At 71.3% G+C, this 26,818-nt stretch carries 25 protein-coding genes; 13 read left to right on the top strand and 12 right to left on the bottom strand.

The window, feature by feature from the left end; all coding sequences use genetic code 11:
• Positions 1-10 precede the first annotated feature (10 nt).
• From GKS42_RS17630 to GKS42_RS17615, 4 genes are all read left to right on the top strand, one after another.
• A complete protein-coding gene (locus GKS42_RS17630) occupies positions 11-289 on the top strand; it encodes an SHOCT domain-containing protein (protein WP_210769209.1) in 279 nt (92 codons plus the stop codon).
• An 88-nt stretch (positions 290-377) separates the two neighbouring features.
• Positions 378-1,109 (top strand): 5-oxoprolinase subunit PxpA, encoded by a 732-nt coding sequence (locus GKS42_RS17625; protein WP_154795015.1) that lies wholly within the window; start codon positions 378-380, stop codon positions 1,107-1,109.
• A gap of 9 nt (positions 1,110-1,118) precedes the next feature.
• Complete coding sequence (gene pxpB / locus GKS42_RS17620) at positions 1,119-1,730, top strand: 5-oxoprolinase subunit PxpB (protein WP_154795014.1); 612 nt, start codon at positions 1,119-1,121, stop codon at positions 1,728-1,730.
• Complete coding sequence (locus GKS42_RS17615; protein ID WP_154795013.1) at positions 1,727-2,614, top strand: 5-oxoprolinase subunit C family protein; 888 nt, start codon at positions 1,727-1,729, stop codon at positions 2,612-2,614. Before pxpB ends, GKS42_RS17615 begins: the two co-directional genes overlap by 4 nt.
• A 45-nt stretch (positions 2,615-2,659) precedes the next feature.
• Here the strand turns inward: GKS42_RS17615 and GKS42_RS17610 are convergent, their stop codons facing one another.
• The 5 genes from GKS42_RS17610 to GKS42_RS17590 form a co-directional block, all read right to left on the bottom strand.
• A complete protein-coding gene (locus GKS42_RS17610) occupies positions 2,660-3,508 on the bottom strand; it encodes a mechanosensitive ion channel family protein (protein WP_154795012.1) in 849 nt (282 codons plus the stop codon).
• Entirely contained in the window at positions 3,505-5,238 is a 1,734-nt protein-coding gene (locus GKS42_RS17605; protein WP_154795011.1) for a SulP family inorganic anion transporter, read from the bottom strand. The genes GKS42_RS17610 and GKS42_RS17605 overlap by 4 nt, the downstream gene beginning before the upstream one ends.
• A 1-nt stretch (position 5,239) precedes the next feature.
• Positions 5,240-5,956 (bottom strand): hypothetical protein, encoded by a 717-nt coding sequence (locus tag GKS42_RS17600; RefSeq protein WP_154795010.1) that lies wholly within the window; start codon positions 5,954-5,956, stop codon positions 5,240-5,242.
• The gene (locus GKS42_RS17595; protein ID WP_154795009.1) at positions 5,953-6,351 is read right to left on the bottom strand and encodes a DUF7144 family membrane protein; all 399 of its coding nucleotides are present in this window, start codon (positions 6,349-6,351) and stop codon (positions 5,953-5,955) included. The genes GKS42_RS17600 and GKS42_RS17595 overlap by 4 nt, the downstream gene beginning before the upstream one ends.
• Before the next feature lie 109 nt (positions 6,352-6,460).
• Positions 6,461-6,781, bottom strand: coding sequence for a hypothetical protein (locus tag GKS42_RS17590; RefSeq protein ID WP_154795008.1), 321 nt, complete (start codon positions 6,779-6,781; stop codon positions 6,461-6,463).
• 91 nt (positions 6,782-6,872) lie between these two features.
• Here GKS42_RS17590 and GKS42_RS17585 point away from each other — a divergent pair, with 91 nt between their 5' ends.
• The 4 genes from GKS42_RS17585 to GKS42_RS17570 all read left to right on the top strand — a co-directional run bounded on the left by GKS42_RS17585 (position 6,873) and on the right by GKS42_RS17570 (position 13,330).
• Positions 6,873-7,547 carry a GAP family protein gene (locus tag GKS42_RS17585; RefSeq protein WP_154795007.1) on the top strand — a complete coding sequence of 225 codons (675 nt, stop codon included), beginning with the start codon at positions 6,873-6,875 and terminating at the stop codon, positions 7,545-7,547.
• 131 nt (positions 7,548-7,678) lie between these two features.
• Positions 7,679-10,417 (top strand): LuxR C-terminal-related transcriptional regulator, encoded by a 2,739-nt coding sequence (locus GKS42_RS17580; RefSeq protein WP_154795006.1) that lies wholly within the window; start codon positions 7,679-7,681, stop codon positions 10,415-10,417.
• Positions 10,418-10,487: 70 nt separating this feature from the next.
• Positions 10,488-11,588: an AI-2E family transporter gene (locus GKS42_RS17575; protein ID WP_168217882.1), complete on the top strand. Its 1,101-nt coding sequence runs from the start codon at positions 10,488-10,490 to the stop codon at positions 11,586-11,588.
• A complete protein-coding gene (locus tag GKS42_RS17570) occupies positions 11,585-13,330 on the top strand; it encodes a SulP family inorganic anion transporter (protein WP_154795004.1) in 1,746 nt (581 codons plus the stop codon). Before GKS42_RS17575 ends, GKS42_RS17570 begins: the two co-directional genes overlap by 4 nt.
• A 5-nt stretch (positions 13,331-13,335) precedes the next feature.
• Here GKS42_RS17570 and GKS42_RS17565 read toward each other — a convergent pair whose 3' ends face one another.
• On the bottom strand, positions 13,336-13,542 hold the full coding sequence (locus GKS42_RS17565; protein ID WP_154795003.1) for a hypothetical protein: 207 nt from the start codon (positions 13,540-13,542) through the stop codon (positions 13,336-13,338).
• A gap of 205 nt (positions 13,543-13,747) precedes the next feature.
• Between GKS42_RS17565 and GKS42_RS17560 the strand changes: the two genes are divergently transcribed.
• The 5 genes from GKS42_RS17560 (at position 13,748) to GKS42_RS17540 (ending at position 16,658) form a co-directional block, all read left to right on the top strand.
• Positions 13,748-14,245 (top strand): DUF1269 domain-containing protein, encoded by a 498-nt coding sequence (locus GKS42_RS17560; RefSeq protein ID WP_154795002.1) that lies wholly within the window; start codon positions 13,748-13,750, stop codon positions 14,243-14,245.
• A gap of 6 nt (positions 14,246-14,251) precedes the next feature.
• On the top strand, positions 14,252-14,722 hold the full coding sequence (locus GKS42_RS17555; protein WP_154795001.1) for a hypothetical protein: 471 nt from the start codon (positions 14,252-14,254) through the stop codon (positions 14,720-14,722).
• A 99-nt stretch (positions 14,723-14,821) separates the two neighbouring features.
• On the top strand, positions 14,822-15,874 hold the full coding sequence (locus tag GKS42_RS17550; RefSeq protein ID WP_232847719.1) for a DUF2804 domain-containing protein: 1,053 nt from the start codon (positions 14,822-14,824) through the stop codon (positions 15,872-15,874).
• A gap of 48 nt (positions 15,875-15,922) precedes the next feature.
• Positions 15,923-16,183, top strand: a complete 261-nt coding sequence (locus GKS42_RS17545) for a hypothetical protein (RefSeq protein ID WP_154795000.1) — start codon at positions 15,923-15,925, stop codon at positions 16,181-16,183.
• A gap of 94 nt (positions 16,184-16,277) precedes the next feature.
• Positions 16,278-16,658 (top strand): VOC family protein, encoded by a 381-nt coding sequence (locus tag GKS42_RS17540; protein ID WP_154794999.1) that lies wholly within the window; start codon positions 16,278-16,280, stop codon positions 16,656-16,658.
• A 40-nt stretch (positions 16,659-16,698) separates the two neighbouring features.
• Here the strand turns inward: GKS42_RS17540 and GKS42_RS17535 are convergent, their stop codons facing one another.
• The 6 genes from GKS42_RS17535 to GKS42_RS17510 all read right to left on the bottom strand — a co-directional run bounded on the left by GKS42_RS17535 (position 16,699) and on the right by GKS42_RS17510 (position 26,752).
• Complete coding sequence (locus GKS42_RS17535; RefSeq protein ID WP_168217881.1) at positions 16,699-18,786, bottom strand: alpha-galactosidase; 2,088 nt, start codon at positions 18,784-18,786, stop codon at positions 16,699-16,701.
• Positions 18,783-19,676: a carbohydrate ABC transporter permease gene (locus GKS42_RS17530; RefSeq protein ID WP_154794997.1), complete on the bottom strand. Its 894-nt coding sequence runs from the start codon at positions 19,674-19,676 to the stop codon at positions 18,783-18,785. The genes GKS42_RS17535 and GKS42_RS17530 overlap by 4 nt, the downstream gene beginning before the upstream one ends.
• Position 19,677: 1 nt before the next feature.
• Complete coding sequence (locus tag GKS42_RS17525) at positions 19,678-20,631, bottom strand: carbohydrate ABC transporter permease (RefSeq protein ID WP_232847718.1); 954 nt, start codon at positions 20,629-20,631, stop codon at positions 19,678-19,680.
• On the bottom strand, positions 20,628-21,944 hold the full coding sequence (locus GKS42_RS17520; protein ID WP_154794996.1) for an ABC transporter substrate-binding protein: 1,317 nt from the start codon (positions 21,942-21,944) through the stop codon (positions 20,628-20,630). The genes GKS42_RS17525 and GKS42_RS17520 overlap by 4 nt, the downstream gene beginning before the upstream one ends.
• 123 nt (positions 21,945-22,067) lie before the next feature.
• Positions 22,068-23,348 (bottom strand): cellulase-like family protein, encoded by a 1,281-nt coding sequence (locus GKS42_RS17515; RefSeq protein ID WP_154794995.1) that lies wholly within the window; start codon positions 23,346-23,348, stop codon positions 22,068-22,070.
• Complete coding sequence (locus GKS42_RS17510) at positions 23,345-26,752, bottom strand: DUF5107 domain-containing protein (RefSeq protein ID WP_154794994.1); 3,408 nt, start codon at positions 26,750-26,752, stop codon at positions 23,345-23,347. Before GKS42_RS17510 ends, GKS42_RS17515 begins: the two co-directional genes overlap by 4 nt.
• Between the last annotated feature and the right edge of the window lie 66 nt (positions 26,753-26,818).

The following is a 26,818-nucleotide window of genomic DNA, read 5'->3' as shown; positions in this document are numbered from 1 at the left end:
GCTTCGCACCATGGCCCGCACCGCCGCGATCGCCGGCACCGCCACCGCCGTCTCGGGCCGCGTCGCCCATCGCCAGGCCGGAAGATGGCAGGAACAACAGGCGGCTCAGGCCCCGCCGCCGCAGCCCGTCTACGCCGCGCCCCCGCCCCCTGCGCCGGCCCCTGCCGCACCGGGCATCAGCATGGACGAGAAACTCGCGCAACTGAAGGACCTGGGCGCGCTGAAGGAGCAGGGCATCCTCTCCGACGCCGAGTTCGAGGCACAGAAGGCGCGCATCCTGGCCGGCTGACGAACTGGGGGAGCAGCGTTGTCACCTGAGATCTGATCGGCCCGGGCGGGCTTGGCGCGGCCACCCGGGTGCATGGGATCATCGGGGCATGCTGGACCTGAACGCCGACCTTGGTGAAGGGATGGGCGACGACACCGCCATGCTCGCGTTGGTGACCAGCGCCAACGTGGCCTGCGGCGGTCACGCCGGTGACCGGGCCACCATGCGTGCGGCGTGCGAGGAGGCTGCGGCACTGGGCGTCCGGGTGGGCGCCCACGTGGGCTACCCGGACCGGGATAACTTCGGTCGCACGTTCGTCGACCTCGCCGAGGCGGTCCTGCTCAGCCACATCTCGGACCAGCTCGGCGAGCTCACCGACATCGCCGCGGCCGCGGGCACCACGGTGAGTTACGTGAAGCCGCACGGCGCGCTGTACCACGCGGCCGGCTCCCACCCGCCGCACGCACGAGCCGTGGTGACGCTGGCGCGCAGCGCAGGACTCGCCGTCGTCGGCGCCCCCGGCAGCCTGGACCTGGACCTGGCCCGCGAGGCCGGCCTGACGTCGATCGCGGAAGGCTTCGCGGACCGTGCCTACACGCCGCTCGGGTCGCTCGTGCCGCGCACCGAACCCGGGGCGGTGCTGCACGACCCGCGGGCCATCGCGGCCCGGGTCGCCGACCTGACCCGGACCGGCACGCTCACGGCCGTCGACGGTAGCCGGGTGCGCCTCGATGTGCGGACCATCTGCGTGCACGGCGACACCCCGGGCGCCGTCGCGATCGCGACCCGGGTCCGTGCCGAGCTCGAGCGTGTCGGCCTCACGCCGGTGCCGTTCAGCTGAGGGGGACGGTTGCTGATCCGGCCCAGCGGGGAGCGTGCCGTCCTGGTCGAGGTGGCCACCCTCGCGCAGGTGCATGCGCTGACCGCGGCACTGTCCGCTGCGGGCGATCCTCGGATCGTGGACATCGTCCCCGCCGCGCGCACCGTGCTCGTGGTCACGGACTCTGCCGCTCACCTGCCGGGCATCGCCGCCCGGGTACGGGACATGGACACGGCTGCGCCAACCACCGCACCGGCGGGGGAGCTGGTTCGGATCGCCGTGCGCTACGACGGCCCCGATCTCGCCGACGTGGCGAGTGCCACCGGGCTGACCGAGGCTGAGGTCATCGCCCGGCATGCGGCGCCCGTGTACACCGTGGACTTCGTCGGCTTCGCGCCCGGGTTCGGTTATCTCTCGGGGCTCGACCCGGCGCTGCACCTGCCGCGGCTGACGACGCCCCGGCCACGTGTGCCGGCCGGTTCCGTCGCGATCGCAGCCGACCGCACCGCCGTGTACCCGCGCGCCTCCCCGGGCGGCTGGCGCTTGCTCGGGCAGACCGACGCGCCCCTGTTCGACGTCACCGCCGACCCGCCGTCGCTGCTGCGGGCCGGGATGCGGGTCCGATTCGAGGTGGCCGGATGAGTGAGCGCGCCCTGACCGTGCTCGAGGCCGGAGCGCTGACGCTGATCGAGGACCTCGGTCGTCCCGGGTTCGCCGCGCTCGGCGTGTCCCCCTCGGGAGCCGCCGACCGGGGTGCCCTGATCGCTGCGAACCGCCGCCTTGGCAACGAGGACGGCGCCGCCCTGCTGGAGGTCACGATGGGCGGCCTGACGGTGCGTGCCGAATCCGACCTGCTGTTCGCCCTGACGGGGGCGAGTGCCCCGGTCACCGTCGACGCCGTGGCAGTGTCGCCCCAGCAGGTGCTGGCGGTGGCGTCGGGGTCCGTGGTGCGGCTCGGCGTGCCGCGGTGGGGCCTGCGCACGTATCTCGCGGTTGCCGGCGGGATCGCCGTGCCGGAGGTCCTCGGCTCCCGTTCGACGGACGTCCTGTCCGGGCTCGGTCCCGCGCCGGTGCGGACAGGCGACGTTCTGCCCGTTGGGCGGGTCCGTTCCGCCCTGGCGACGATCGACGCCGACCAGGTTCCGCCGTCGGGCCCGGGGTTCATGCTCGACGCCATGCCTGGGCCGCGCCGGGACTGGTTCACCGACGATGCCTGGCGGACCCTGTTCACCGGCCGATATCGGGTGACCGACGTCGGCGACCGGGTCGGGCTGCGATTGCGCGGGGCGTTGCTTGGTCGCGCCCGCGACGACGAACTTCCGTCGGAGGCGGTGGTGGCCGGGTCGGTGCAGGTGCCCCCCGACGGGCAGCCGCTGATCTTCGGTCCGGACCATCCCGTGACCGGCGGCTACCCGGTGATCGCCGTGCTCACCGAGTCCGCACGCGACGCTGCCGGTCAGCTGAGGCCGGGGCAAGAAGTGCGGTTCCGGCACCATGCCGCGCCGATCGCCTGGACCGGCGTCTGATCTTGCCCGGGCCGCGCGCGCCCACACCCGTGGCGGATTCGACCCTCAGAGCGACGGCGCCGGGCCCAGCGGTGGCGCCGGCGGCGGTGAGGTCAGGCTCGCCGTGAGGCCGGCCTCGGCGAAGCCTTCGGAGACGGCGCGGACGACATTCGAGCCCACTCTGGTGTTCGCGCCCGCCTCGTGCCAGACCCGGATCCGTCCGGTGGTCCGGTCCGGTGTGCTGGACACCCAGACCAGGTCCGGGGCCGGCTCGGCGAGAACCCCGTCCGCGGTGGCGGCCAGCGTGACGGCTGCCGTGGCGACCGCCGTGAGCCTGGTCAGATCCGTGGTCCGGACCTCGATCTCGGACCGTACGGTCCCCTTGACGGGTTGGATCACGAGTGGGTCGGAGAGCAACTGGGCGTTCGGGACGTGGATCACCTTCCCGTCGGAGGTCCGCAACACCACGGAGCGGGCGTTCATGTCCGTGACGGCTCCCCAGCGATCATCGGTCTCGACCCAGTCCCCGACGCGAAGGGGTTTGCGCATCTGCAGGATCAGGCTCGCGCCGAAGTTGTCGGCGACGCCCCGGAGTGCGAAGTAGGCCACCACTGCGATCAGGATCACTGCGGCGAGCACCGGTTGGATCTGCGCACCGAGGACAGACAGCGCGATCCCGACCCCAAGCAGGACGATGAAGTAGCCCACCGCGCGTGAACAGGTGTAGGCCACCTCGTAGGGGACCGCATCCGTCTTGGCGAGCAGCCGCATCACGGTTCGCCGGCCCGCGCGTGACCCGACCCAGGTGAGGATCACCACGATCACGACGACCAGGAGATCCCAGCCGTTCAGGCTCGCGGAGTCCACCAGCTCGGTCAGCTGGTCCGTCGGGTTCTGTCCCTCCGCGCCGATCACGGCCCGGCCCGCCTCGGATCGTCCCGCGTGGCTTCCGAGTCGGCGTCGGCACCGAGCACGCCGATGGCCTCCGCGACCGTGGTGAACGGTCGTGGTCCGCCGACGCGATCGGTGCGCAGCACATCGCGGACCTGGCCGATGTCGCCCGCGATCGCAAATTCGATGTGGTCCCGAGCCAGGTCGTCGGTCAGTTCCGCCAGTGCCGTCGCGCCGCTGACGTCGACGAATGGCGTGGTCTGGGCGTCCAGGACCACTAGTCGAGTCTGTGGGGTGCACCGGCGGCGGATCTCGTCCTTGACGTGGTCCGCGTTCGCGAAGAACAGTCCAGACTCCACTCGAACCACCAGCACGGCCGGGTCCACCGGATGGTCCGAGTGGGCCTGCGCATCGACCCAGCTGCCGTCCACGTCGGTGAGCGGCCGCACACTCGGGCGCGACGAGCGGTAGAGCAGGAGCAGGACCGAGGTGACGATGCCGATGATGAGACCGGGCAGCGTATCGAAGACGAGGACCCCGAGCAGTGCCGCGATCGCCCCGACGAAATCTGCGCGCGCCGCCGAGCCATAGGTGCCGCCGAGGCGCGGTGTCCAGACCCGGTAGAGCCGCACGATGGCCTTCGTGTCGACCATCTCGATGACCGCGCAGATGACGACGGCCGCCAGCACCGTCTCCGGCAATTCCTCGAACAGCGCCGTCAGGAACAGCAGCGTGATGAGGCTCAGGGCGGCCACGACGAGGCCGCTCACCTGCGAGCGGGCGCCGGCAGAGCCGTTCACGGCAGTCTTGGACAAGCTGCCGTTGACGACCATGCCCGAGGCCAGCCCGGAGCCGAGGTTGGCTGCACCGAGGCCGATGAGTTCCCGGTTCGCGTCGACCTCGTAGCCGTTCCTCGCGGCGTACGTCTTCGCCGCCCCCAGGCCCTCGGCGAACGCGATCAGCATGACCCCGACGGCGGGCCCGGCCAGCTGGGCGTAGTCGCCCCACGTCGTGGAGGGCAGGCCGAGGGTGGGCAGACCCGGGTCGATCTCACCGACCACGTCGAGGCGGTCGCTCAGGCCGAACACATGGACCGCGAGGATCCCGACCAGGACCACGGCCAGGGACGCCGGCACCACCGGTAGCCACCGCTTCAGGGCCAGGACGATGACCAGGGACAGCACCCCGATCACGGTCGTCAGCACGGAGAGCTGCCCCAGGTGCGCGACCACATGGACGAGCTTCCCGATCGCGCCCTCGCCACCACCCTCGACCCCGAACAGCTTCGGTAGCTGGCCGATGATGATCGTCAGCGCCAGGCCGACGATGAAGCCCTTCAGGACCGGCTCCGAGATGAAGGTTGCCACGAAGCCGAGCCGGGCCAGCCCGGCCAGGATCGCGACCACACCGGTGACGACGGCGAGCACCGTGGTCAGCACGATGTAGGCATCGGAGTCACCGGGCGCGAACTCGGCGATCGTCGCCGCGGAGAGCGCCGCCGTGGCGGACATCGGACCGACCACCAGGTGCCGGGAGGAGCCGAATGCGGCGTACGCGATCAGTGCCGGTACGGCCGCGTACAGGCCGACCACCGGCGGCACGCCGGCGATCGTCGCGTACGCGAATGCCTCGGGCACCATGACCGCCCAGACGGTCAGCCCGGCGACAAGGTCGCGGCGGAGCCACTGGCCCTGGTAGCCGCGCAGGGAGCCGAACAACACCGGCACGCGGGAGTCCGCCGTTGCAGGGGACATCTCAGGCGACCTCCAGCTGGCCGGTGGCGCGGCGGAACAGGATCACGGCGGAGGCCACGGCGACCCACAGGGGGACCACAAGGACCACGGCCCGGACGGAGGTCAGGGAGAGGAGCAGCACCGCGACGGCCAGAAAGCTCACGACCGCGAACCAGCGCGGGAACAGTTTCGCCCGCAGCCCCCGCGTCGTGCTGGCCAGGATGAATACACCGGCCGTCCGGAACGCGTAGATCATGAGCAGCGTCTGCGCGTAGGACGTCATCGTCGAGGCCTGCTCGAGCGTGACGAGGTCGGCGGCGTTCGAGGTGTTGAGGCGGACCGCGGAGACGCCGGTCACCGCCGCAGCGGCCGCGACGAAGATCATCGCGACGAACAGCACGCCGGCCGTGATCTGCACGGTGTCCAGCAGGGGGTCCTCCCGGCGTGCGAGGGAGCGCAACCGGTGCCGTGATGCGGCGATGAACCACAGGAAGGCCAGGCCCGAGAACGGGACGAGGTAGAACCCTGCCACGATCACGGCGCTGCCGCCGGCGCCCCGGTAGTACTCGATGAGGTCCTCGCGGGTCGCCGAATCCGGCACCTGGTCCAGGATCACGAAGCCGACGACGAACAGGACCGCGAAGAGCAGGCCCGCGAGGCCGGCGCCGGAACCCTGGAAGAGTCGCGCCCGCACGGGTGGTGGCACGGCCCCGCCGGTGGGCTCCTGCGGTTCGGTCACGACACCTTTTCGGCTTCCTCGCCGTGCACGATGAGCGCCCACAGGACGACCATGTCGAGGGCGATCACGACGATCGACCACCACGGAGTCAGCGGCAGATAGACGAATTGGGTGACCATGTTCAGGCCGACCACGACCACGGCGGCTATCCGTGCCCAGGCCTGCCCGGCGAGCAGGCACAGGGCGACCAGGATCAGCAGGGCGCCGATCACGATGTGGACCCAGCCCCAGGAGTTGACGTCAAGAAGCAGGATCTGCGTGCCGACCTCGACGACGCCGACGTCGCGTGCACCCACCGCGTAGATCCCGCTCAGCAGGTTGAAGACCCCAGAACTGAGCATGATCAGCCCGGCGAACCAGATCCAGCCGACCCAGGCAGAAACCTTCCTGGCCATCGTCCACACCTCCGTCTTCCTCGGTCCGGCGTCCGCCCATGGACCCCGGTAGGTGTCCAGCCTGGATCGCGGGCGGGACGACTGCCTCACCCCAACGTGATGAGTCCTCTCAGAACTGCCGGACGTCGAGGATCCGGCAGAGCCGTTCGAAACGCAGACCGTGGTCGATCAGCACGCTGACGAGTTCGGCCACACCCGCCGGATCCGGCACCGCGCAGGCCAGGAGGGTCTGATCCGCGATCGGTGTGACGCTGACGTAGTCGATGCCGATGAGCCGATCGGGACGGACGGCACCGTCCACGAGGACCTGGTAGAGCACGCTGACCTCCCGTAGCCCGGGCGTGACATGGATGGCCGGTGCACGCGCGGGGACGCCGACGGTGCGGACCAGGCTCCGAGTGTCACCCGCGCTGGCAGGCCTGCGAACCACCCGTTACGGATGAGCACGCTAACGGCGGATCGGACGAGGATGACACGGTCGGGATCCCGTCATGGGTCCGTGGCGAAGCGAGGAGGCCAGGATGGGCGAGGCGATCGGTCAGTCGTTGCCGATCGCGGTCGGCGTGATGGTTTCCCCGATGCCGATCGTGGCGGTCGTGTTGATGCTGGTCTCGGCGCGGGCGAGGTCGAACGGCGTCGCGTTCGTGCTCGGCTGGGTCGCGGGTATCGCCGCGGTCGGGTCGGTCGTGCTCCTGCTCGTCGGTGACGCGGCCGGCGCGGACGACGGCGCCACGCCCGTCTGGGTGGGCCTGCTGAAGTTGGCACTCGGCCTTGGGCTGCTGTTCCTCGCGGTGAAGCAGTGGCGTGGCCGTCCCGGCAGCGACGTCGAGCCGGTGGTGCCGAAATGGATGGCCGCGATCGAGACGTTCACCCCCGTGAAGGCGTTCGGTCTCGCGTTCCTCCTGGGCGGCATCAACCCGAAGAACCTGCTCCTGGTCGTGGCGGGGGCCACCGCGATCGCGAACGCCACAGGCGCCCGCGGAGACCAGTTCGTGGCCCTGGCGGTGTTCACCGTGGTGGCCAGCATCGGCGTCATCCTCCCGGTCGTCCTCTACCTCGTGATGGGCGACCGGGCCGCGCAGCTGCTCGAGCGCATGCGGGCCTGGATGTTGGCGAACAATGCCGTCATCATGTCCGTGCTGTTGCTGGTGCTGGGGACCAAGGTTGTCGGGGACGCGATCTCCGTCCTCGTCTGACACGACACCCGCCGTGGTGGATCGCGCGCCCGGTTGACACGGATGTGACGGTCTCGCTTGGATGACGCCAGGGGGACGCTCACGAAGTGGTGTGCGTCAGGCAGGGTCGGGAACGCGGGCGGGACGGCCGGATGACGTCGGATGGGATCAGGGGCTCACACGAGGACGCCGAGCGCTCCGTCACGGACTCGGGCGGTCGGCACCCGCTCTTCGACCTGGCTGCCCGCGAGCAACCTCCTCCGGAGGCTGACGGCGCGGACGCGACCTGGGCGACGGCGACGCCATCGGCGAAGATCGAGGTTCCGAGCGTCGGCGCCCATCTCCTCGAGCGCAGCGCGCTCATGGACCGGCTGACCGAGTGTGTGGCCGGCCACGGGCTCACGCTGGTCACCGCACCCGCGGGCTACGGCAAGTCCACGCTGCTGACGATGTGGTGTGCGACGACGGGCCAGACCGTTGCCTGGTTGACGGTCGACGAGTTCGACAACGACCCGCGCCGGTTGTTCCGTGGCCTGGTCAACGCCCTCCGGACCGCGCTGCACCGGTCGGGACGATCCGACGGAGCCCGCCTGGCGGCGCTGGTGCCGCGGTACCGGGTGGATCCCGAGCAGTACGACGCGCTGCTGACGGCGCTGGAGGAGCTCCGGGCGCCGATCGTGCTGGTCATCGACGACCTGCACGACGTGGATGACGTGGCGTCCAGGGAGGTGGTCGGCCGGTTGATGCGGTTCGCGCCACCCAACCTGCGGCTCATCCTGTCCGGGCGGTCCGACCCGAACCTGCCGGTGCACAAGCGCCGGCTGGACGGTGAACTCGGAGAGCTCCGGGAGGCCGACCTCTGCTTCAGCCGGCCGGAGGTGGCCGCCCTGGCGGCGCAGGCCGGGCTCGAGCTGGACGGGCCGGACACCGACCTCCTGCTCGAGTCGACCGGTGGCTGGCCCGTCGCGACGAAGATGGCGATCGTCGCGTTCGGCACCTCGACGGACTGGCGGCGGCGGTTCGAAGCGATGAGCGACGCGGAGTTGCCGCTGACCGGATACCTCACGGACGAGATCCTCGGCACCCTCCGTCCCGAACTGGCCACGTTCATCCTGCACGCGACCGTCGGAGACAGGATCCGCGGCGACCTGGCCGCGGTGCTTCACCCGCATGGGGCAGCACTGCTCGAGGAATGCGTACGCACCGGCGTCTTCCTCACGGCGGTCGGTGGCACCGAGCAGGAGTTCCGCTGGCATGCTCTGTTCGCGTCGCAGTGCCGTGCGATCCTGCAGCGCAACGACCCGGCGGCGGCGCTGACCCTGCGTCGTCGCGCGGCCCGGTACTGGGCTGGGGCCGACGTGCCGCTCGCGGTCTCGTTGGCTGTGGCGGGGGGAGACGGTCCGTTCGCGCTCGAGCTGGTGCGAGCGCAGTGGCCCGACCTCTTGCTCCGGGGCGAGACGGAACTGCTGCGGCGGATCTGCGGGCAACTGCCCGCCCCCGAGGCAGACGACGCCGAGATCCTCCTGGTGCTCGCCCTCTGCGAGTTCCTCGACCACCGCAGCACGAGCTCCGCGACCCGGGCGCGGGCGCGGGCCAGGGCCGTGGCGCTGCCGACGGATCGCGCGCGTCACGTCGAAGTCGTGGACGCCCTGCTCCAGTTGTTCGTGGCCGGCCAGGATGCGGAGATCGCTACCGCACGTGAGCGCGTCCGTGATCTCCTTCCGGTGGACGGCCCCGGTGACCGTGCGGTCGCGGCGTTCGCGCACTTCCTGATCGGCGAGGCGACGGTGCGGCTGGGCGACGATCCCGCCGGTGCCCTGGCGAACCTCCAGCGGGCGGAGGACCTTGCCTCCGGTTGCGACCTGCACGAACTCGCGGCCGCGAGTACCGCCATGGCGCCGATCCCGTTGTGGATCCTCGGCCGATTCGACGAGGCCGCCCGCGTCGCTCGTGCTGCCGTCGACGGCGGCCGGCGCGCCGGGCGGTCCGGTTCCAGTTCGCTCGTCCCGGCCCATCTCGTCCTCGGTGCGGCCGAGTACTGGCTCGACCACCTTGAGCAGGCTCGAGGACATCTGGAAGCGGCCATCCGGAAAGCCCAGCCCCGTCAGGGAGAACTGCGCAAGAACGCGGCACTTGTCCTGATGATCGTGGGGCTGTCCATCGATGATGCTTCCCTCGTCGAGGTTGCTCGGCAGGCAGGACAGGATGACCCGGAGCCGGACGGCGTTCTCACCGAGCCGATCGCGACGATCATGGAGGCGCTTCGCGAGGACGTCTCGGGTCGCCCGGACGCAGCACTGGCCAGGGTCACGTCGATGGACCCGGGCCAACTCGAGTCAAGCATCCTCGTCTGGATCGCGGATCTGCACCGCCGTGCCGGCACGTACGCTGATGCTCGTGGTGTGCTCGCCCGGCTCCCGGCCGCGCGGCGGACCGCACACATCGCCATGTGCGCGAACCTGACCGAGGCCCTGATGTTCGCTGCGGAGGGTGCGGCCGAGGACGCGCACGTTCTGCTTGAGCGGACGCTCCGGACCTCCCTGGAGTCAGAGTTGACGCGCCCGTTCGCGCTGCTCGGACCCGACCTCGCCCCCTTGTTGTCCGAGCACCTCGGCTGGGGGACCCAGTACGGCACCCTGGTCGGCGATCTGATCACCCGGATGCGCGATCGGGTCCCGGTCCGCCGGTCGCCCTCGTTCTGGGAGCTCACCGAACGGGAGCTGACGATCCTGACCTACCTCCGCTCGCCCATGACGGCTGCCGAGATCGGACAGTCCTTGTTCGTCTCGGCGAACACGGTGAAGACGCACATGCGCGCCGTCTACCGCAAGCTCGGCGCGTCCGGGCGACGGGAGGCGGTCCGGATCGCAGTCGAGCGCGACCTCCTTTGACGGCCCCACCACCGGCCTTCATGCGGATGGGGTGAGTCCAGCGGAAGGGCCCCGGCGTACCGTCCACGAGGTGAGCGCGTCCCTACCTGTCGTGGACCGACGACCACCGCCATGGCTGCCGCGCGCGCTGGTCCAGGTGGTCATCGCCGCGATCGTCGGGGTGATCGCGTTCGGGATCCTCGGCTCGCTCCAGGGAATCATCTCCACGGTTCTGATCGCGTTCGTTCTCGCTCTGGCGATGGAGCCGGCGGTCAACACACTGGTGCGGCACCGGTGGCGACGAGCCATGGCGACCGCGACCGTCATGGTGGGCGGCCTGGTCGCCGTGGTCGCGCTCATCGCGGTCTTCGGGAACCTGTTCGTGACCCAGCTGGTGCAACTCGTCGCCGCCCTCGACGAAGCGCTGGTCGAGGTCCGGGCAGGCTTGGATCCGGCACTCGCGGGCCAGATTCCGGACCGGCAGGCACTCGTGACCGAGGCCCTGGAGCGGTACGGCGCCGATCTCGCCAGCGGGATCCTGGGCGTCGGTGGGTTGCTCGTCTCAGGCTTCATCACCGCCACCGGAGTGTTGCTGATCACCTTCTACATGCTTGCCGCGGGACCCCGGCTGCGGATCGCGATCTGCCGGCCCTTGGAGCCGGTGCGGCAGGCCCGCGTGCTCGCGATGTGGGGCATCGCCCAGGAGAAGCTCTCCGGCTTCATCGCGTCGCGCGTCGTGCTGGCGCTCGTCTCGGCCGTCTGCACCACGCTCTTCCTCACGGTGATCGGCATCGACTACGCCGTGCCGCTCGGGTTGTTCGTCGGCGTCGTCTCCCAGTTCGTACCGACCGTGGGTACCTACATCGCCGGGGCGTTGCCGATCGCGGTGGCCGGCGCCCAGTCGATCGGGTTGGGCCTGGTGGTGCTCGCCTGGATCATCGCCTACCAACAGTTCGAGAATTTGATCCTCTCGCCCCGGGTCTCGTCCAAGGCGCTCGAGATCAACCCTGCCGTCTCCTTCGTGGCGGTGATCGCGTTCGGCGCGGTGCTCGGACCGATGGGCGCGTTCATCGGCCTGCCACTCGCGGCCACGGCGCAGGCGGTGATCTCGACCTACCTGCGACGGCACGAGCTGATCGACTCGGCGCTGCTGCGTGACGACCCGGTCGAGCCGCAGCACGGACCGACATGACCGACGAGTCCGCTCGCGCGCGGCGGCGTCGACCGCGGTGGAAGGACCTACGAACCGACATCGTCGCGGGGCTGCCGGGCGCGATCTCCTCCGTGCCGGACGGCATGGCCTCCGGGGTGCTCGCCGGGGTGAACCCTGTACACGGGCTCTACGCCAGCTTCGCGGGTCCGCTGGTGGGTGGAATGACCGCGAGCACCCGGATGATGGTCATCACCACCACCAGCGCGGCCGCACTCGCGGCGGGCTCGGCGATCGCGACCGTGGCGCCGGAGCAGCGTTCGGATGCGATCATCTGGCTGACGCTGATCGCCGGGGCGCTCATGGTCGTGGCCGGCTTGGTGCGCCTGGGCCGGTACACGAGGTTCGTCTCCCACTCGGTGATGACGGGCTTCCTCACCGGGGTGTCGGTGAACATCATCTTCGGGCAGCTGCCGGACCTGGCCGGCGCCGACGCGTCCGGGGCCGTGGCACTGCTCAAGGCCTGGGACGTGATCAGCCACCCCGGGCGCATCGATCCCGCATCCCTGGTGATCGGGCTGTCCGCCCTGGCGCTGCTCATCGTCCTCGGCAAGGGACGGTTCGCGATGGTGAGTTCGCTGATCGCGCTGGTCATCCCGACGGCCGCGGTCGCGATCTTCGGGCTCACCGTGGCCGACGTCTCTGACGTCGGCACGATACCGACGGGCCTTCCACTGCCGCAGATCCCCGATCCCGGTGCATTCTCCCTCGGCCTGGTCGGTGGTGCGTTCGCCGTCGCTGCCATCGTGCTGGTGCAGGGCGCCGGCGTCGCGGAGTCCGCGCCGAACCCGTCCGGCCGGCGCTCGGACGCCAACCGCGACTTCGGCGCGCAGGGCTGGGGAAACGTGGCATCCGCGGCCTTCGGGGGGATGCCGGTGGGCGGTTCGGTCGGGCAGACCGCGATCAACGTCGCAGCCGGCGCCCGGACGCACTGGGCGTCGGTCTTCGCGGGCGTCTGGATGCTGCTCATCCTGGTGGTCTTCGCGGGTCTGGTCGGCCGGGTGGCGATGCCGACCCTCGCCGCGATCCTGATCTATGCGGCGATCGGCTCGCTGAATCCTGCTCGGATCCGGACGATCTGGAGCGCCGGCGCCAGTTCTCAGATCGCGCTCACGACGACGTTCGTGGCGACGCTCGCCCTGCCCGTGGTCGTCGCAGTCGGGATCGGTGTGGCCCTCTCGCTCCTCGTCCAGCTCAACCAGGAGGCCGTGGACCTGAAGGTGGTGCGACTGGAGCGTGACGACCAGGGGCACCTGATCGAGGGTCCGGCGCCCGCGGCGCTCGCCGCGGATGACGTCGTCGTCCTGGACGTCTACGGCAGCCTGTTCTACGCGGGTGCGCGTACGCTGCAGGCCCGGCTGCCGGATCCCGGGGTGGCGACCGACGCCGCCGTCGTGCTGCGCCTGCGGGGCCGGACCACCCTCGGGGTCACCTTCTTCACGGTGGTCTCCGACTACGCCCGCCGCCTCGAGGCGAACGGAGGCCGCCTGTATCTCAGCGGCCTCGGCGAGGACATGGTGAGGTACTGGGACGAGGAGCGGCTCCGAGGGGTGGGGGCGGCCCTCGAGGTGTTCCCGGCCACGGAGATGCTCGGCGAATCCACGACGCACGCCATGGAGGCGGCGACCAGCCGACGGGTTCGACACCGGCCCGCGACGGGCGGCGGACCGGCACCGGGTGGCGAGACCGAAGTGGACGACGGACCTGACCCAGGTGCCGGCTGAGGCGCTCAGCCGGACTCGGAGTCCGCCGTCCGGACCTCCCTCACGGTCAGGTCCTGCGCCGTGAGAGCGTGCAGGATCCCGACCAGTGCGGCGACGTCGGGAACCCGGCAGTGCAGGGTCGTCTCGTGGTCCGCCGTACTGATCGTGATATCTCCCAGCGCGGTCACGAGAGCCCGGTCGAAGCGCCCGCGCACCCGGATGTCGTAGCGCATCGCACCTCCCTCGGCCCGTTCGGTCGGCGCCAAGCCTCGTCGGTGTGAGCCGTCCCCGCCTCACGCGTTCCGGACGAAGGTCGGCAATACCGGGCTCACCCGCCAGGGATGATGCGTCCGGCCGGCAGGCTTCGGACGATGGTGGGGTACAGACCGGGCTCGGTGCTCGTCCGGGCCGGTCCACCCACCATGAGGAGACTGAAGCATGGCAACGCTGAGCGTTTGGAAGTTCGAGACGGCCGAAGGTGCGGACGCCGCGGCCGTAGCCCTCGGGGAACTGTCGAAGCAGGGCCTGATCACGGTCGACGATTCGGCCACCGTCTCCTGGGAGGCCGGCAAGAAGAAGCCGAAGACGCGTCAGGGCCTCAGCACCGCGGGCGTCGGAGCCTTGGGTGGCTCGTTCTGGGGCCTGCTGTTCGGGCTGATCTTCTTCGTGCCGTTCCTCGGGGCGGCCATCGGTGCCGGGATCGGCGCGCTCACGGGGGCGCTGACAGACGTCGGCATCGATGACGAGTTCATCGGCTCGGTCCGCGACCAGGTCGTTCCCGGCACATCCGCCCTGTTCCTGATGTCCGAGAACGCCGTGGTGGACAAGGTGCGTGACAACCTCCAGGCCCGGGGTATCCAGGGCACCCTCATCCAGTCGAACCTCAGCAACGAGCAGGAGGCGCAGTTGCGCGCGGCGTTCTCCGAGGAGGCCTGACCCAGGATGCAGGAAGCCGCCGGCGTCGGGGCCGGGCCGATCGTGACCTGGGTCGTCGTGGCCCTCGTGCTCCTGGCCCTGGCGGGGATCGCGATCGGCACCGCGTCCCGTCGGTCCGGCCGTGCGGTGCGCTGGCATGACGAGGCGAACGGTCTCGCCGACCAGGGCAGCGAGGTCGTGGACGCGGTGCGGATCTGGGCCGGGCACGCCGGCGCCGCCGGCGCCGACGTGTGGCCGGACCTGCAACGCCGCACCGCCGATGTGGCACGGTCAGCGCAGGAACTGAGCCACCGGACCAAGGCCAGTCGTCCGCGGGAGTTGGCCGAGGGGGCTGCCGCCACGGCCGGCGCACTGGCGGAACGGCTGGCGCTGTACGCCGGCGCACTGCCCGCTCCGGATCAGGGCATCCGGTCCGGACTCCTCGCCGCCGCGGACGAGTTGGACCGGGCCGTGGCTGCCCTGCGCACGGCGGTGTAGCCGGGCCCGACCGTCGCGCCACACCCAGCCACCGGGTCGACTCGCGCGCGCCGGCCAGACCGTGTCGGGACGCCCGGGCACTCTGGCTAGAGTGCGCTGGTGAGTCAGAACCCTCCCGGTGTGCCCGGCCCCGCCGCTAAGCCGGTCGCTGTCACCGAGCGTGAGTTGATGGCGCCCGTGTCGCTGACCCGACCGGACGGCCGTCTCAACCCGGACGCCATCGGCTGGTGCCGCACGCCGCTTGTCCGCACCGACGGCGTCGGCCGAGGCTGGTACGGCAAGGGCCGCAACAAGCGCTGGGAGTACTGGGCGGTGACCACGCCCACCCACGTCATGGCCATGATCACCTCGCACATCGACTACGCGGGTGTGCACGGGCTGTGGCTGTGGGACCGGCGTACCGGCGCCATCCGAGGGCAGGACGTGATGGCCCCGTTCGGCCCAGGGGTCTCGCTGCCGGGCACTCTCGGCGAGGTGCCGACGACCGTGCGGTCCCTGGGTGTGGCGGTCCGCATCGAGGAGGTCGACGGCGGCACGCGTCTGCGTGCGATCGGTGACCGGGTCCGCGTGGACGTCCTCGCGCACCGGCCCGAGGGGCACGAGTCCCTCGGCGTCGTGGTGCCCTGGAGCGAGCGGCTGTTCCAGTACACGGTCAAGGACGTGGCGCGGCCGGCGACCGGTCGGCTCTGGATGGACGGCGTCGAGCACCGGCTCCCCGACGGGCAGTCGTGGGCGACGCTGGACCACGGCCGGGGCCGTTGGCCGCACCGGATGCACTGGAACTGGGGCGCCGGGTCCGGGCGGACGGACGGACGGGTGCTCGGCATCCAGCTCGGTGGGAAGTGGACCGACGGCACCGGGTCGACCGAGAACGCGATCTTCGTGGACGGCCGGCTGCACAAGATCAGCGAGGAACTCCTCTGGGACTACGACACGGAGGACTGGCTGCGGCCCTGGCGCGTCACCGGGACGGACGTCGACCTCACGCTGACCCCGGAGCATGACAAGACCGGTGGAGTCGACCTCGGGATGATCTCCTCCTTCACCCACCAGTGCTTCGGCACGTGGTCGGGCCGGGTCCGGATCGCCGGGGAGTGGCTCCGGGTATCCGACGTGTTCGGGTGGGCCGAGGACGTGCACCAGCGCTGGTGACGCCGGTCAGACGCCCTGGGGCAGGCATGCGCACCCGGCGGAGGTGGCGTGGCAGGCTTGGCGGACCCGACGCACGAGATCACCTCCGGACCCGGAACCGACACCCGAGCCGAGCGGGGACCCGCATGCGATCACCGGTGTGGACCTACCTACGAACTGCGGGAGGTCGTCTACGCGGACGCGGACGGCGACGCCCTCGCGCCGCTGTTCATCATGGTCGGCAATGAGACCGCCACCCAGTACTACGCGTGGGAGTGGGACGAGCAGTGCGCATGCCGGTGCCGCTGGGTGCGGTTCGACGGCCAATGAGTCCAGTGTGAGGCTCGGTGCACCGCAGGTCTTGACCGTCCCCGAGGTACGGGACGAGAGTGATCCAGCCCGATCCGATCAGAGGAGACCGATCATGAGCGAACCGACGTCCGCGCCCGTGAACACCGTGACCTGGTGGGAACTGCCGGTCACGGACCTGGACCAGGCGAAGTCCTTCTACGGCGCCGTGTTCGGGTGGACCTTCACCCCGTTCGGCGAGGGGTACGAAGGCATCCTGAATGGCTCCGAGATGATCGGCGGGCTCTGGCAGGCGCCCGAACAGGCCACCTCGGACGGCATCCGGGTCTACGTCAACGTCGCCGACCTCGAGGCGACCCTCGCCGCGGCCGAGGCCGCCGGCGGCACCGTGAAGAACACCCGTGAGGAGGTCGGGGGCGACATGGGCTGGTGGGCGCAGATCGTCGACCCCGGTGGGCGGCTCGTCGGCCTGTGCACCGACAACGCGGCCACCTGAGCAGGGCGGCGCCGAGTCGCCAGCGGCTGCGACCAGCCGCTCACTCGAACCGGTCCAGGACCACCAGGTCCGCGTCCGGGGCGACGCGGTAGCCGATCTCCACCCCGGCGCCGGCGGCATCCGTCGCCGACACCGTCGCGTCGGTGCCTCGCACCCGGTAGCTGCCGTCGAGCCCGGCGACCCGTACGCGCTCGCGGACGCCACCGCGCGAGAAGGCGAGCAGCACGACCGTGTCCGCTCCGCCGTCGGGCTCTGTTCGGCGGTACTGCACCACGTACTGCCCGACGGCGGGACTTCCGTGCCGGGTCACGTCACCGTCGAGGATGACGGGCCGGATCTCCCGGTAGGCCGCGATGAGGTCGCGGGCCGTGGCGAGGTCGGTCGGTGACCAGGCGCCCAGGTCCCCGCCGACGCCGAGCACGCCGCACATCGCGACCAGGAACCGGAACGCGAAACTGGTCGGCTCGGTGTCCAGCTGGTCGGGTTCGTCCGTGGCCCAGGAGACCATCCAGGACGCGGCGTACGCGGACAGGAAGCCGTGCTGGATCGCGAGCCGGTCCCGCGGCCCGGTCTCGTCGCTGGCCCAGACCACGTCGCTGCGAGCGAGCACCTCGGTGTCCACCCGGCCGCCCCCGGACGCGCACGCCTCGACGGTCACGTCGCCGAACTCCGAGCGGAGCAGGTCCAGCAGCCGGTGGTAGGCGCGGGCGTGCTGGACCGACCATTCGAGGCCGTGCGGGTCGCCGGGACGGCCACCGTCGCCGACCGGACGGTTCATGTCCCACTTGAGGTAGGTGATGTCGTGCTCGGTGAGCAGCCGGCGCAGCATGTCCGCCACGAACGCCTCCACCTCGGGCCGGCCCAGGTCCAGCACGTGCTGGTTGCGGACCGTGACCAACGGGCGCTCGCCTGCGCGATAGACCCAGTCGGGGTGGGCACGGAACAGGTCCGAGTCGGGGTTCACGCACTCGGGCTCCACCCAGACTCCGAACCGCATCCCCAGGTCCTGCACGCCGTCGATGAGCGGGCCGAGACCGTCCGGGAACTTCGCCGGGTCCACGTCCCAGTCGCCGAGGCCGGCGGCGTCCGAGGTCCGGCCCCGGAACCAGCCGTCGTCCACCACGAACACCTCGGCACCGAGGTCGGCGGCCCGCCGGGCCAGGGCGAGCTGGTGGTCGGCCCGGACGTCGAAGGTGGTGGCGTACCAGGAGTTGTAGACCACCGGGTGGTGGTGGGCCGAGGCGTCCCGGCGCAGCACGGTGCGCTGGAAGTCGTGCCAGGCGCCGGGTAGCTCGGCCGGGTCCGCGGCCCGGATCGCGTACGTGCGTGGCGTCGTGAACGACGCGCCCGGCTCGAGTCCGATCACGCCGGTCTCGTCGTCGACGCCGGCGCCGACCCGGACCCGGCCCCGGAACGGGACCGCGTCGACCGTCATCGACCACGACCCGCTCCAGGCGAGGGCCACGGAGAAGGCGGCCCGGCCGACCCCGCCGTCGGGCAGGTTCGGCTCCCGGGGCTCGACGGCGACGACCGGCGCGTACAGGTGCGAGGTGAGCCCGGTGCGCGAGCCGATCGCGAGTGTGCCGGCGGGCAGGTCGACGGTGAGCGGCGTGAACTCCCGGCTCCAGGCGCCCGCCAGGACGCCGATGCGCGCGCCGGGACCGACGGGCAGCTCCCAGGAACCACCGAAGGCACGGGTGAGCCGGATCGGCACGGCGGAGGTGTTGACGATCTCCGCCCACTGGGCCACGGCGCCGTGCCGGGTGTCGGACTCCACGAACAGCGTGGCCAGCACGCCGCCGTCGGGATCGGAGTGTTCCGCGGCGAGCCGGGTGCGGGTGCCCTCTCGGGTGAGCCGGACCGGCCCGAGCCGCAGGCGCGCGCCGGTGCGCCCGTCCGGCCGTTCGACCAGCAGGTCCGCCCGCTGGACCTGACGGGTCCCGGCGGCGGTGAGGGCCAGCGGGGTGACGTCCGCCTGCGTCTCGACCGCGACCCGGACCGGCGGCGCCCACCCGGCGCCCGGACCCCAACGGTCCAGCAGCAGCCCCTCGCCGCCGGGGGAGGGGAGGTAGGCCAGTTCGGCGTCCGCGGTGGGCAGCAGCCACGGCCCCTGGGCCTCGTCGCTCACTTGCTCGCCCCCACCATCAGCCCGGACACGAACTGCTTCTGGAAGATGAAGAACACGATCGCCGTCGGCACGGCCGCCATGATCGAGCCGGCCGCGACCACGTTCCACTGGCTCACGAACCCGCCCTGCAGGTTCAGCAGAGCCGCCGTGATCGGGAAGTTCGTCTCCGTGCGCAGCACCGTCATCGCCCAGATCAGATCGTTGAAGATCCACGTCGTGGCCAGGGCGGTCAGGGCGGCGAGGGAGGGCCGGCACAACGGGAGCACGATCTGGGCGTAGATGCGGATCGGGCCGGCGCCGTCGATCCGGGCCGCCTCGAACACCTCGTCCGGTAGCGAGCGCATGAACCCGTGCAGCACGAACGTGTAGAAGCCCAGTCCGAATCCGACCTGCACGACGACCAGCGCGAGCAGGCTGTCGTAGATGCCCAGTCCCTCGGCGATCTTGGCGACCGGGATCAGCAGGATCTGCGGCGGGAGCAGGTTGCCCGCGAGCATGACCAGCAGGATCGCGTTCCGGAACGGGATCCGGTAGCGGCTCAGCGCGTAGGCGGCCATGGACGCCAGGAACAGCGAGACGATCACCGCGCACACGGTCACGATCACGCTGTTGCGCAGCGCGCCGGCGATCCCACCGGCGGACAGCGCCGTCGCGAACCCCTCCCAGCTCAGGGAGGCGGGCAGCGCGGACAACCCCCGGGCGACGATGTCGTCGAACGAGCGGAACGCGACCACCAGCACGAACACCATCGGCGTGATCCAGGCCAGGGTGAACGGGATCATGAACACGTGGAACCACGGGGACCGGGACCCGATGGCCCGGCGGTGGTGCCGCTTGTGGCCGGGGGCCGCGGCGCCGGTCGCGCCGGCGGTGGGAATCGTGGCGCTCATGTCAGTCCTCCTGCCGGATCGAGCGGACGAGGTAGGTGATGATGAAGACGATCGCGAGGGCGAAGATGACCACCGCGATCGCTGATCCGTAGCCCAGGTTCACGAGCGTGAAGCCCTGCTCGAACATGTAGGTGCTGAGCAGCTGGGTGCTGTTGTACGGCCCGCCGCGGGTCATCGCCCAGACGATGTCGAACGTCCGCAGCGAGTCGATCACGGTGACCGCGAACACCACCGCGTTCACGCCCTTCAGCTGCGGCATCACGATGGAGAAGAACCGCTGGCGCCGGTTCGCGCCGTCCATCGCGGCGGCCTCCTCGAGGGCCGGGTCCACGCCCTTCAGCCCGGCCAGGTAGAGCACCATGATGTAGCCCACCTGCCGCCAGACGGCGGCGATCAGCACCGCGTACAGGGCCACGTCCGGGTCGGCGAGCCACTGCCGCTCCCAGGACTCGAGGCCGAGCGTGGCCAGCGTCGTGTTCACCAGGCCGGCGGGGGAGTACATGACCCGCCAGAAGAGCCCGGTGACGGCGAGGGAGAACACCATCGGCAGGTAGATGGCGCTGCGGTAGATGCCGATGCCCCGGCCGGGCCGGTTCAGCAGCACGGCCAGGATCAGGCCGCCGAGCACGGAGAGCCCACCGAACCCGATCACCCAGATCACGTTGTTGCGCAGGGCCGTGCGGAACACCGGGTCGTTCCACAGGTCGACATAGTTGCCGAAGCCGACCGGCTCGGCCGCGCCGATGCCGTTCCACCGGGTGAAGGAGAGCGAGAACGAGTTCAGGGCCGGCCAGAACACCCAGAACACCTCGGCGGCGAGCGGCACCAGCAGGAACAGCCAGACCACCCACGGCACCCGCCGCAGGACCGAGCGCCGGCGTGGGTCCGGCGGGGTCGACCGCGCCGAGGCCGCCGACCTGCCCGGACCCACGGCCGTGGCGCTCGGGCTGCTCACTGGTCCCAGACCCGTTCGGCTGCGGCCTGCCAGCCGGCGAGGATGCCCGGGATGTCGGACGGGTCCGCGAGGAACCGGGTCAGCGCGTCGTCGGCGGTGCTCTGCAGGGCGTCCGAGGAGTCCCGGTTGAAGAACTGCGTGATCTCCTCGGTGTTCTCCAGCAGTTCGATGCCCTTCTGGACCAGCGGGCTGAACCCGGAACTGTCCACGTCCGGGCTGGTGGGCAGGTTCGAGGAGGCGGACTCGGCAATGAACTGCTGCTGCGCCTCGGCGGAGGCGAGGTAGGTCAGCAGGGACTTCGTGCCCTCGACGTTCGCGGTGTTCGCGCTCGCGAAGTAGCCGTCCGTCGGCGCCTCCTCGGCGCTGGGCACGTCCGGGTTGATCGGCGGCACCGAGAAGAAGTCGATGTCGTCCTGCTGGTCCTCCGGGAAGAACTGGGTGACGAACGCCCCGATCAGGTACATGGCCGATTCGTTCTGGACCATCGGGGTGACCGCCTCCTGGTGGGAGTAGGAGGCCATGTTCGGGTCGAAGTAGGGGATGAGCTTGGCGTACTCGGTGAGCACGGCCTCCACCTCGGGGTCGGTGAACGCGTGCTCGCCGGCGAGGAGCTCGCGGTGGTAGGCCGCGCCGTTGATGCGAAGGTTCAGGTAGTCGAACCAGCCGGAGGCCATCCAGGGGGTGGAGCCGATCCCGTTCGCGAGCGGGTTCACGCCGAGGCCCTTGAGGGTCTCGCAGAGGGCGAGGAAGTCGTCCCAGGTCTCCGGGATGCTCACGCCCCACTCGGCGAAGGCGCTCTTCTTGTAGAAGACCGACCACCAGTAGTAGTTCGTCGGGACGAAGATCTGTGAGCCGTCCTCGGCGGTGGACAGCGACTTCAGCGCCTCGGAGAACCCGGCGCAGGCGCCGTCGCCGGTCCACAGGTCGGAGACGTCCAGCAGCAGACCCTCGGCGGCGTAGTCACGGGCCACCGAGCCGGCGTACCAGGTGAGCACGTCCGGCGGAGTGCTGGAGGTCAGGTACGTCGACAGCTGCGCCCGGAACTGCTCGATCGCCACCGTGTTGAGGGTGACGTCGCCGTCGTAGTCGGCGATCACCAGCTCCAGGGCCGCCTTCGGTGCGGGGTCGGACAACGAGGACTGCAGCGTCACCGGCCCGCCGGCGTCACCGGAGGCGCCGCCGTCGCCGGAGCCGCTCGTCTCGCCGCCGGAACCGCCGCCGGAGCCGACGCAGGCGGACAGCAGGCCTCCGGTTCCCAGCGCAGTGGCGCCGAGCAGGAATCCTCGGCGGGTGTAGTCGGATGTGGTGCTCATCTTCGACCTCCGGTGCGCCGTCGTTGGCGCTGGTTGGGTGCGGCCGGCCGGTTGGCCGGAACCTTGGGGTGGTGTTCGGGGTGCTGCGCTCTGGCGGTCCGTGCTGTTGTCTGCGGTGGCGCTTCAGCCGGTGAAGAGGGCGTTCGCCTCCTTCTGCAGGGCGACGTCGGCCCACATCGGGTGCTGTGGCGCGGCGTTCGAGCAGACGATCGAGCCCCAGGCGCCGACGCGCGCCGATTCCGACATCGCGAACCGGCAGAGCTGAGCACCGACCGGACCTTCCTCGAACTGCCCGTGCAGCGGGGTGTAGCCGACCCAGCCCTCCCCGAACACGAGCGGAAGGGCGCGGCGCTCGGCGTGGTCGGCGGCCACCTCGAGCCACAGCGTCAGCTTCTGCGCCATCGCGAGCCGGTGCTCGCCGTAGTGGTCGTAGAGCCAGCGGTCGATGGTGGCGGCGTCGGCCCAGTCGTGCACGTAGATCTCCGGTTTGGCCACGATCATCGCGTCCAGGCGCCACGCGTGCTCGGGCGGCAGCCCCCAGTCGCCGATGTCCGGGGCGCCCGGGCGGAGCAGGTCGCGGCGGGCGGCCTCCTGCGGGAAGTCCTCGACGGGTCCGCGCATGCCGTAGGTCTCGATCAGCGCGTCGAGCACCCCGTAGATGTAGGGGTGCACCACCAGTACGTCCAGGTTCGCCGGGATGGATCGCATCACCGCGACGGGCACGTGGGCGTAGTTCACGGTCACCGGGACCTCCGGCTGGAGCTCGTGGAAGGTGGCCAGGCCGCGCTCGAGCCGGGGCGTGAGCGCCACGATCGCGTCGTCGCCGCGGGCGTCCAGCCCGGCGGTGAGGTGCCCGATCTGGACCTCGTTGTGCAGTTCGACGAACGCGACCCGGTCGGCCAGGTCATGCTCGGTCAGGAGGTCGATCAGGGCGGCGTGCGCGCGGGCGAGCTCGACGGCGCGGTCCTCCGGGTCGACGGCGTGCAGCGCCCGGTACCAGTCGGGTTCCGCGGCGAACGCGGGGCTCTGCTGGTACTCCCAGGAGGAGACGATCACGTAGCAGTCATGGCGCTTCGCGGCCCGGAACAGCTCGAGCAGGTGCTCCCGGGCGTCGATGGTGCTCTCGCTGGCAACGTCGTACCAGCGCACCTGCTGGGCGTAGCCGCCGCCGAGCGGCCCGAGCCGCAGCGCGGTCGTGTCGAGCCCGGACCCGAACAGCAGGTACGGCATCGCGCAGATCCGGATCGTGTTGTACCCGCGCTCGACGGCGCCGGCGAACGCGGCGTCCAGGTCCTCGAACGGCTCACCGGGTCCGGTGCGCACGAACCAGGAGAAGTCCCAGAGCGTGATGGTGAGCCTGCCCGGCAGGTGGGCAGCCGTCGGCACGGGGCGGTACTCGGTCATCGGTGGGCTCCTTCGGTGAGGGCGGCGAGCAGGTCGTGCGCGTCGGTGTGATCGGGCACCTCGCGCAGCAGGTGCTGCAACCGCCCGACGGCGGAGGTCTCGTCGCGAGCGAGCACGTCCAGTTGGGCGCGTAGGAACTCCAGGCGCTGCGCCTGGACGTGGTCCAGGTCCGGCGTGAAGAGCAGGAGCTGCGGCAGCGACGTCGCGAAGTAGTCGATCCGGGCGGGGGTGCCGGCCTGTTCGTGGACGTAGTCGGCGAGGTCCGCGGCGAGGGTGTCGGCCTCCGCCGCGCGGCCGAGCCGGCGCAGGGCGAGCACGGAGTGGTACGTCGCCTCGCTGTGCCGGGACGCGCTCATCGTGCGGAAGTCGCCGATCTGCTCGGCTGCGATCGCCCAGGCGCGCCGGGCGGCATCGGTCTCGCCCGCGGTGGCCGCGGCGTCCCCGGCCAGCAGCTGCAGCCCGGCCGTCGTCGCGAGCGGATGGCGAGCCTCACCGAGGGACGCGGGGGGGTCCAGCGCCTGCGCCACCAGAGCGCCGGCGGCCGCGGCGTCCCCGGTGGCGAGCGCAGCTCGGGCCAGCACCGCGCAGCTGCGTTCCCAGGCCCGCAGCACCTCGCCCTCGCCGCCCTCCCAGGGCTGGAACGCCCGCCCGGCGAGCAGGCCGTGCGCGTCCTCGGCGCGGCCGGCGGTGATGAGCAGGTGCGCGAGCACGACGGTCAGGTCGTCGCGCTCGGCGACCAGGTCGCGGGCGCCCTCCAGCACCGCGAGGCGCGCCGCCGGGTCGACGGCCCGCCGGGTGTCGAGCTGATCGCTCTCGAAGAGCAACCGGGCGTGGCCGGGGGCGAGGGCGCGGGCCCGGTCGTAGGCGTCGCGGGCGCCATCCAGGTCACCGCGGGTGTTCACCAGGGCCAGGCCCAGGTTGCGGTGCACCACGGGGTCCCCGGGATCCGCGGCGGCGGACGCCCGCCAGGCCTCGAGGGCGTCGGTGGTGCGGCCCATCGCGTACTGCCAGTGCCCCAGGAGCGCGAGGGCGGTGGCCTGGGCCGGGTGTCGGGTCAGGGTCTGCGTGAGCATGACGGCGTCCGCGAGCCGTCCCGGGAAGCACCACCCGCGGGACACGGCATCCGCTGCGTCGAGCTCGCGCTCTTCGGCCCGGGTGTCACCGCGGGCCGCGTGGATGGCCGCCGCGTGCAGGTGCAGCAGCGGCTCCGCGGCCGGCTGCCCGGGCACCCGGTCGCGCTCGCGGTCCAGCGCGACGCCGAGGACCCGCAGCGCGTCATCATCGGCACCGATGCCGGCGTACTCGAGGGCGACGTCGAGGCAGGTCTGCGCGTCGCAGGTGAGGTCGGTGCCGGCCACGTCGCGGCTCCACCAGTGCAGCCGGTCGAGGTCCGTGACACGGCTCGGTTCGGTTGCGGCATCCCGGTCGGCGCGGCCGCGCAGGATCGAGGCCAGCGTCAGGGCCTGCAGGTGCTCGGGCTCGGCGCGCAGAACGTCGGTGAGGCGGTGCAGCGCGGTGGCCGTGCGGCCGGCCGCGGCGTCGATCCTGGCCATCTCGTACCCGGCCGGCGCACGCCACAAGCGGTTCCAGGAGGCCCTGCCGAACGCGTCGTAGGCCTCGTCCGGCCGGCCATCCAGAGCCAGCACTAGACCGAGGTGGTAGAGCGCCGTGGCGTCCGGGGCGGTGGGGTGGAAGGCGGTCAGACGGGCGACGGCGGCGCGCAGGTGTGTCTGCGCCTCCGTCAGGCGGGCTTGGCGCAGCCGGCGGATGCCCACGGCCGTGTGAGCGCCCGCGTTCCCGGGATCGCGGCGCAGTGCCTCCTCCCAGTACGGCTCGGGTGAGCGGGTCGCATGCCGATACTGCTCCAGGTGGCCGGCGATGTCGAGAAGCTCCGCCACGCTCGCCACCTCCGCGGGACGGTCGGGCTCACGGGCGGGTTCGGCGAGGTCGCCGACGGCGTCGGTGGTCGGGTCGTCGCCCGCGCCCGGTTGTGGGCGCGTGTACTCCACGAGCACGACGTCACCACTGACCACCCGGACCGTGACGGCACCGGCCGCGACGCCGTCGGGCAGGTCGGCCTGCCACAGCGCCGGGGAGCCGGGGTCGATGTCGGTGACCGTCTCGGCCACGAGGCGACCGGCGCCGTCGAGCAGTTCGATCCGGCACCCGGGCCGGCGGGCCGTGGTGACGACGCCGACGCGAGCGCAGCCCTCGGTGACCCGGATGCGGACCGCGGCCTGCGCCGTCGCGCGGTTCGCGGGGCCGATGGCCGGCAGCGGGAACCAGCACTGCTCGAAGACCTTCGTCTCGCCCGGTGCGAGGAACGCGAAGTCGGGCTGGTTGTCGGTGAACACGCCCGCCATGAGCTCGACGTAGGCGGAGTCGTCGTCGGCGAGGTTGCGTCCCCAGGCGCGCCCGAACGCGGAGTTGCCCCAGGTCCACTGCTTCTTGCCGACGGCGAGCTGCCGGTCGGCCACGTGTGCGAAGCCCATGCCCCGGCCGTGGTCGTAGCCGCCGAAGAAGTCCTCGGCGCTGTGCGTGACCATGTAGGACGTCGGGACCGGGATGTTCTCCCACCAGTCGATGCGGTCGCCGGTGACGATCTCGCCGTCGCCGGTGGTGAAGGTGAGCTCGCGCCGGGCCGGGTAGTCGATGTCGTAGTAGGGGCGGTCCGCGGCGGGGAAGGCGGTCACGGCCCGCTTGGCGTGGTCGGCGACGACGCGGGTGTCCTCGGGGAAGAACGACTGGTAGTCGGCGTCGGCGCGGGCGGCGACGTTCGCCCACCACAGGAACGTCTGGGTGAGCGGGGTGCGGTTGTACAGGCGGACCCGTAGCTCGATCGCGGAGCGGCCGGGGCGCAGCCGGATTCCGTGCATGCCCTTCATCCGCTCGAACGGGTCGTGGTCGGAGCACCACACGGTGACGGACCCGTCGCCCTCGTGCTCGATCTCGACGTCGGTGGGCAGGAACGTCGCAGGTCGGTGGTGCTGCGGCCAGTTCAGTTCGATGCCGCCCGCGATCCAGGGCCCGGCCAGGCCGACGAGGGCCGGCTTGATCACGGGGTTGCCGTAGAACAGGTCATGGCCGGTGGTGCGGTCGATCGCGAGGTGGATGCGCCCACCGAGTTCCGGAAGGACCAGGAGCCGGATCCACTCGTTCTCCAGGTGCACGGCGTCCCAGTCGTGCTCGCGCGGCTCGGAGCTGATCCGGTCGTGGAACGGGAGCGGGTACACCCGACCGGACGAGCCCTGGTAGACGCGAGCGTCGAGGTAGGAGGGCAGGTCGGACGGCGGCGCCGGGAGGTAGGTGCGCATCGTCAGCGGTGCGCGCCAGACGGCGACGTCGGCGCCGGCCAGGTCGGCGGGGCGGTCCGGGAGATCGAGCAGAGGCTCGGCTGTGAGCATGTCTCGACCGTAGGCAGCGCAGGGTCGGTCGGGGAATGTCCGATCGGCCGGACTTCCTGGACGATT

The sequence above is a fragment of the Occultella kanbiaonis genome, from assembly GCF_009708215.1.
In the GTDB taxonomy this organism is placed as follows: domain Bacteria; phylum Actinomycetota; class Actinomycetes; order Actinomycetales; family Beutenbergiaceae; genus Occultella; species Occultella kanbiaonis.
The sequence above is the reverse complement of the archived record's forward strand: the minus strand, read 5'-3'. Positions and strand labels throughout refer to the sequence as shown.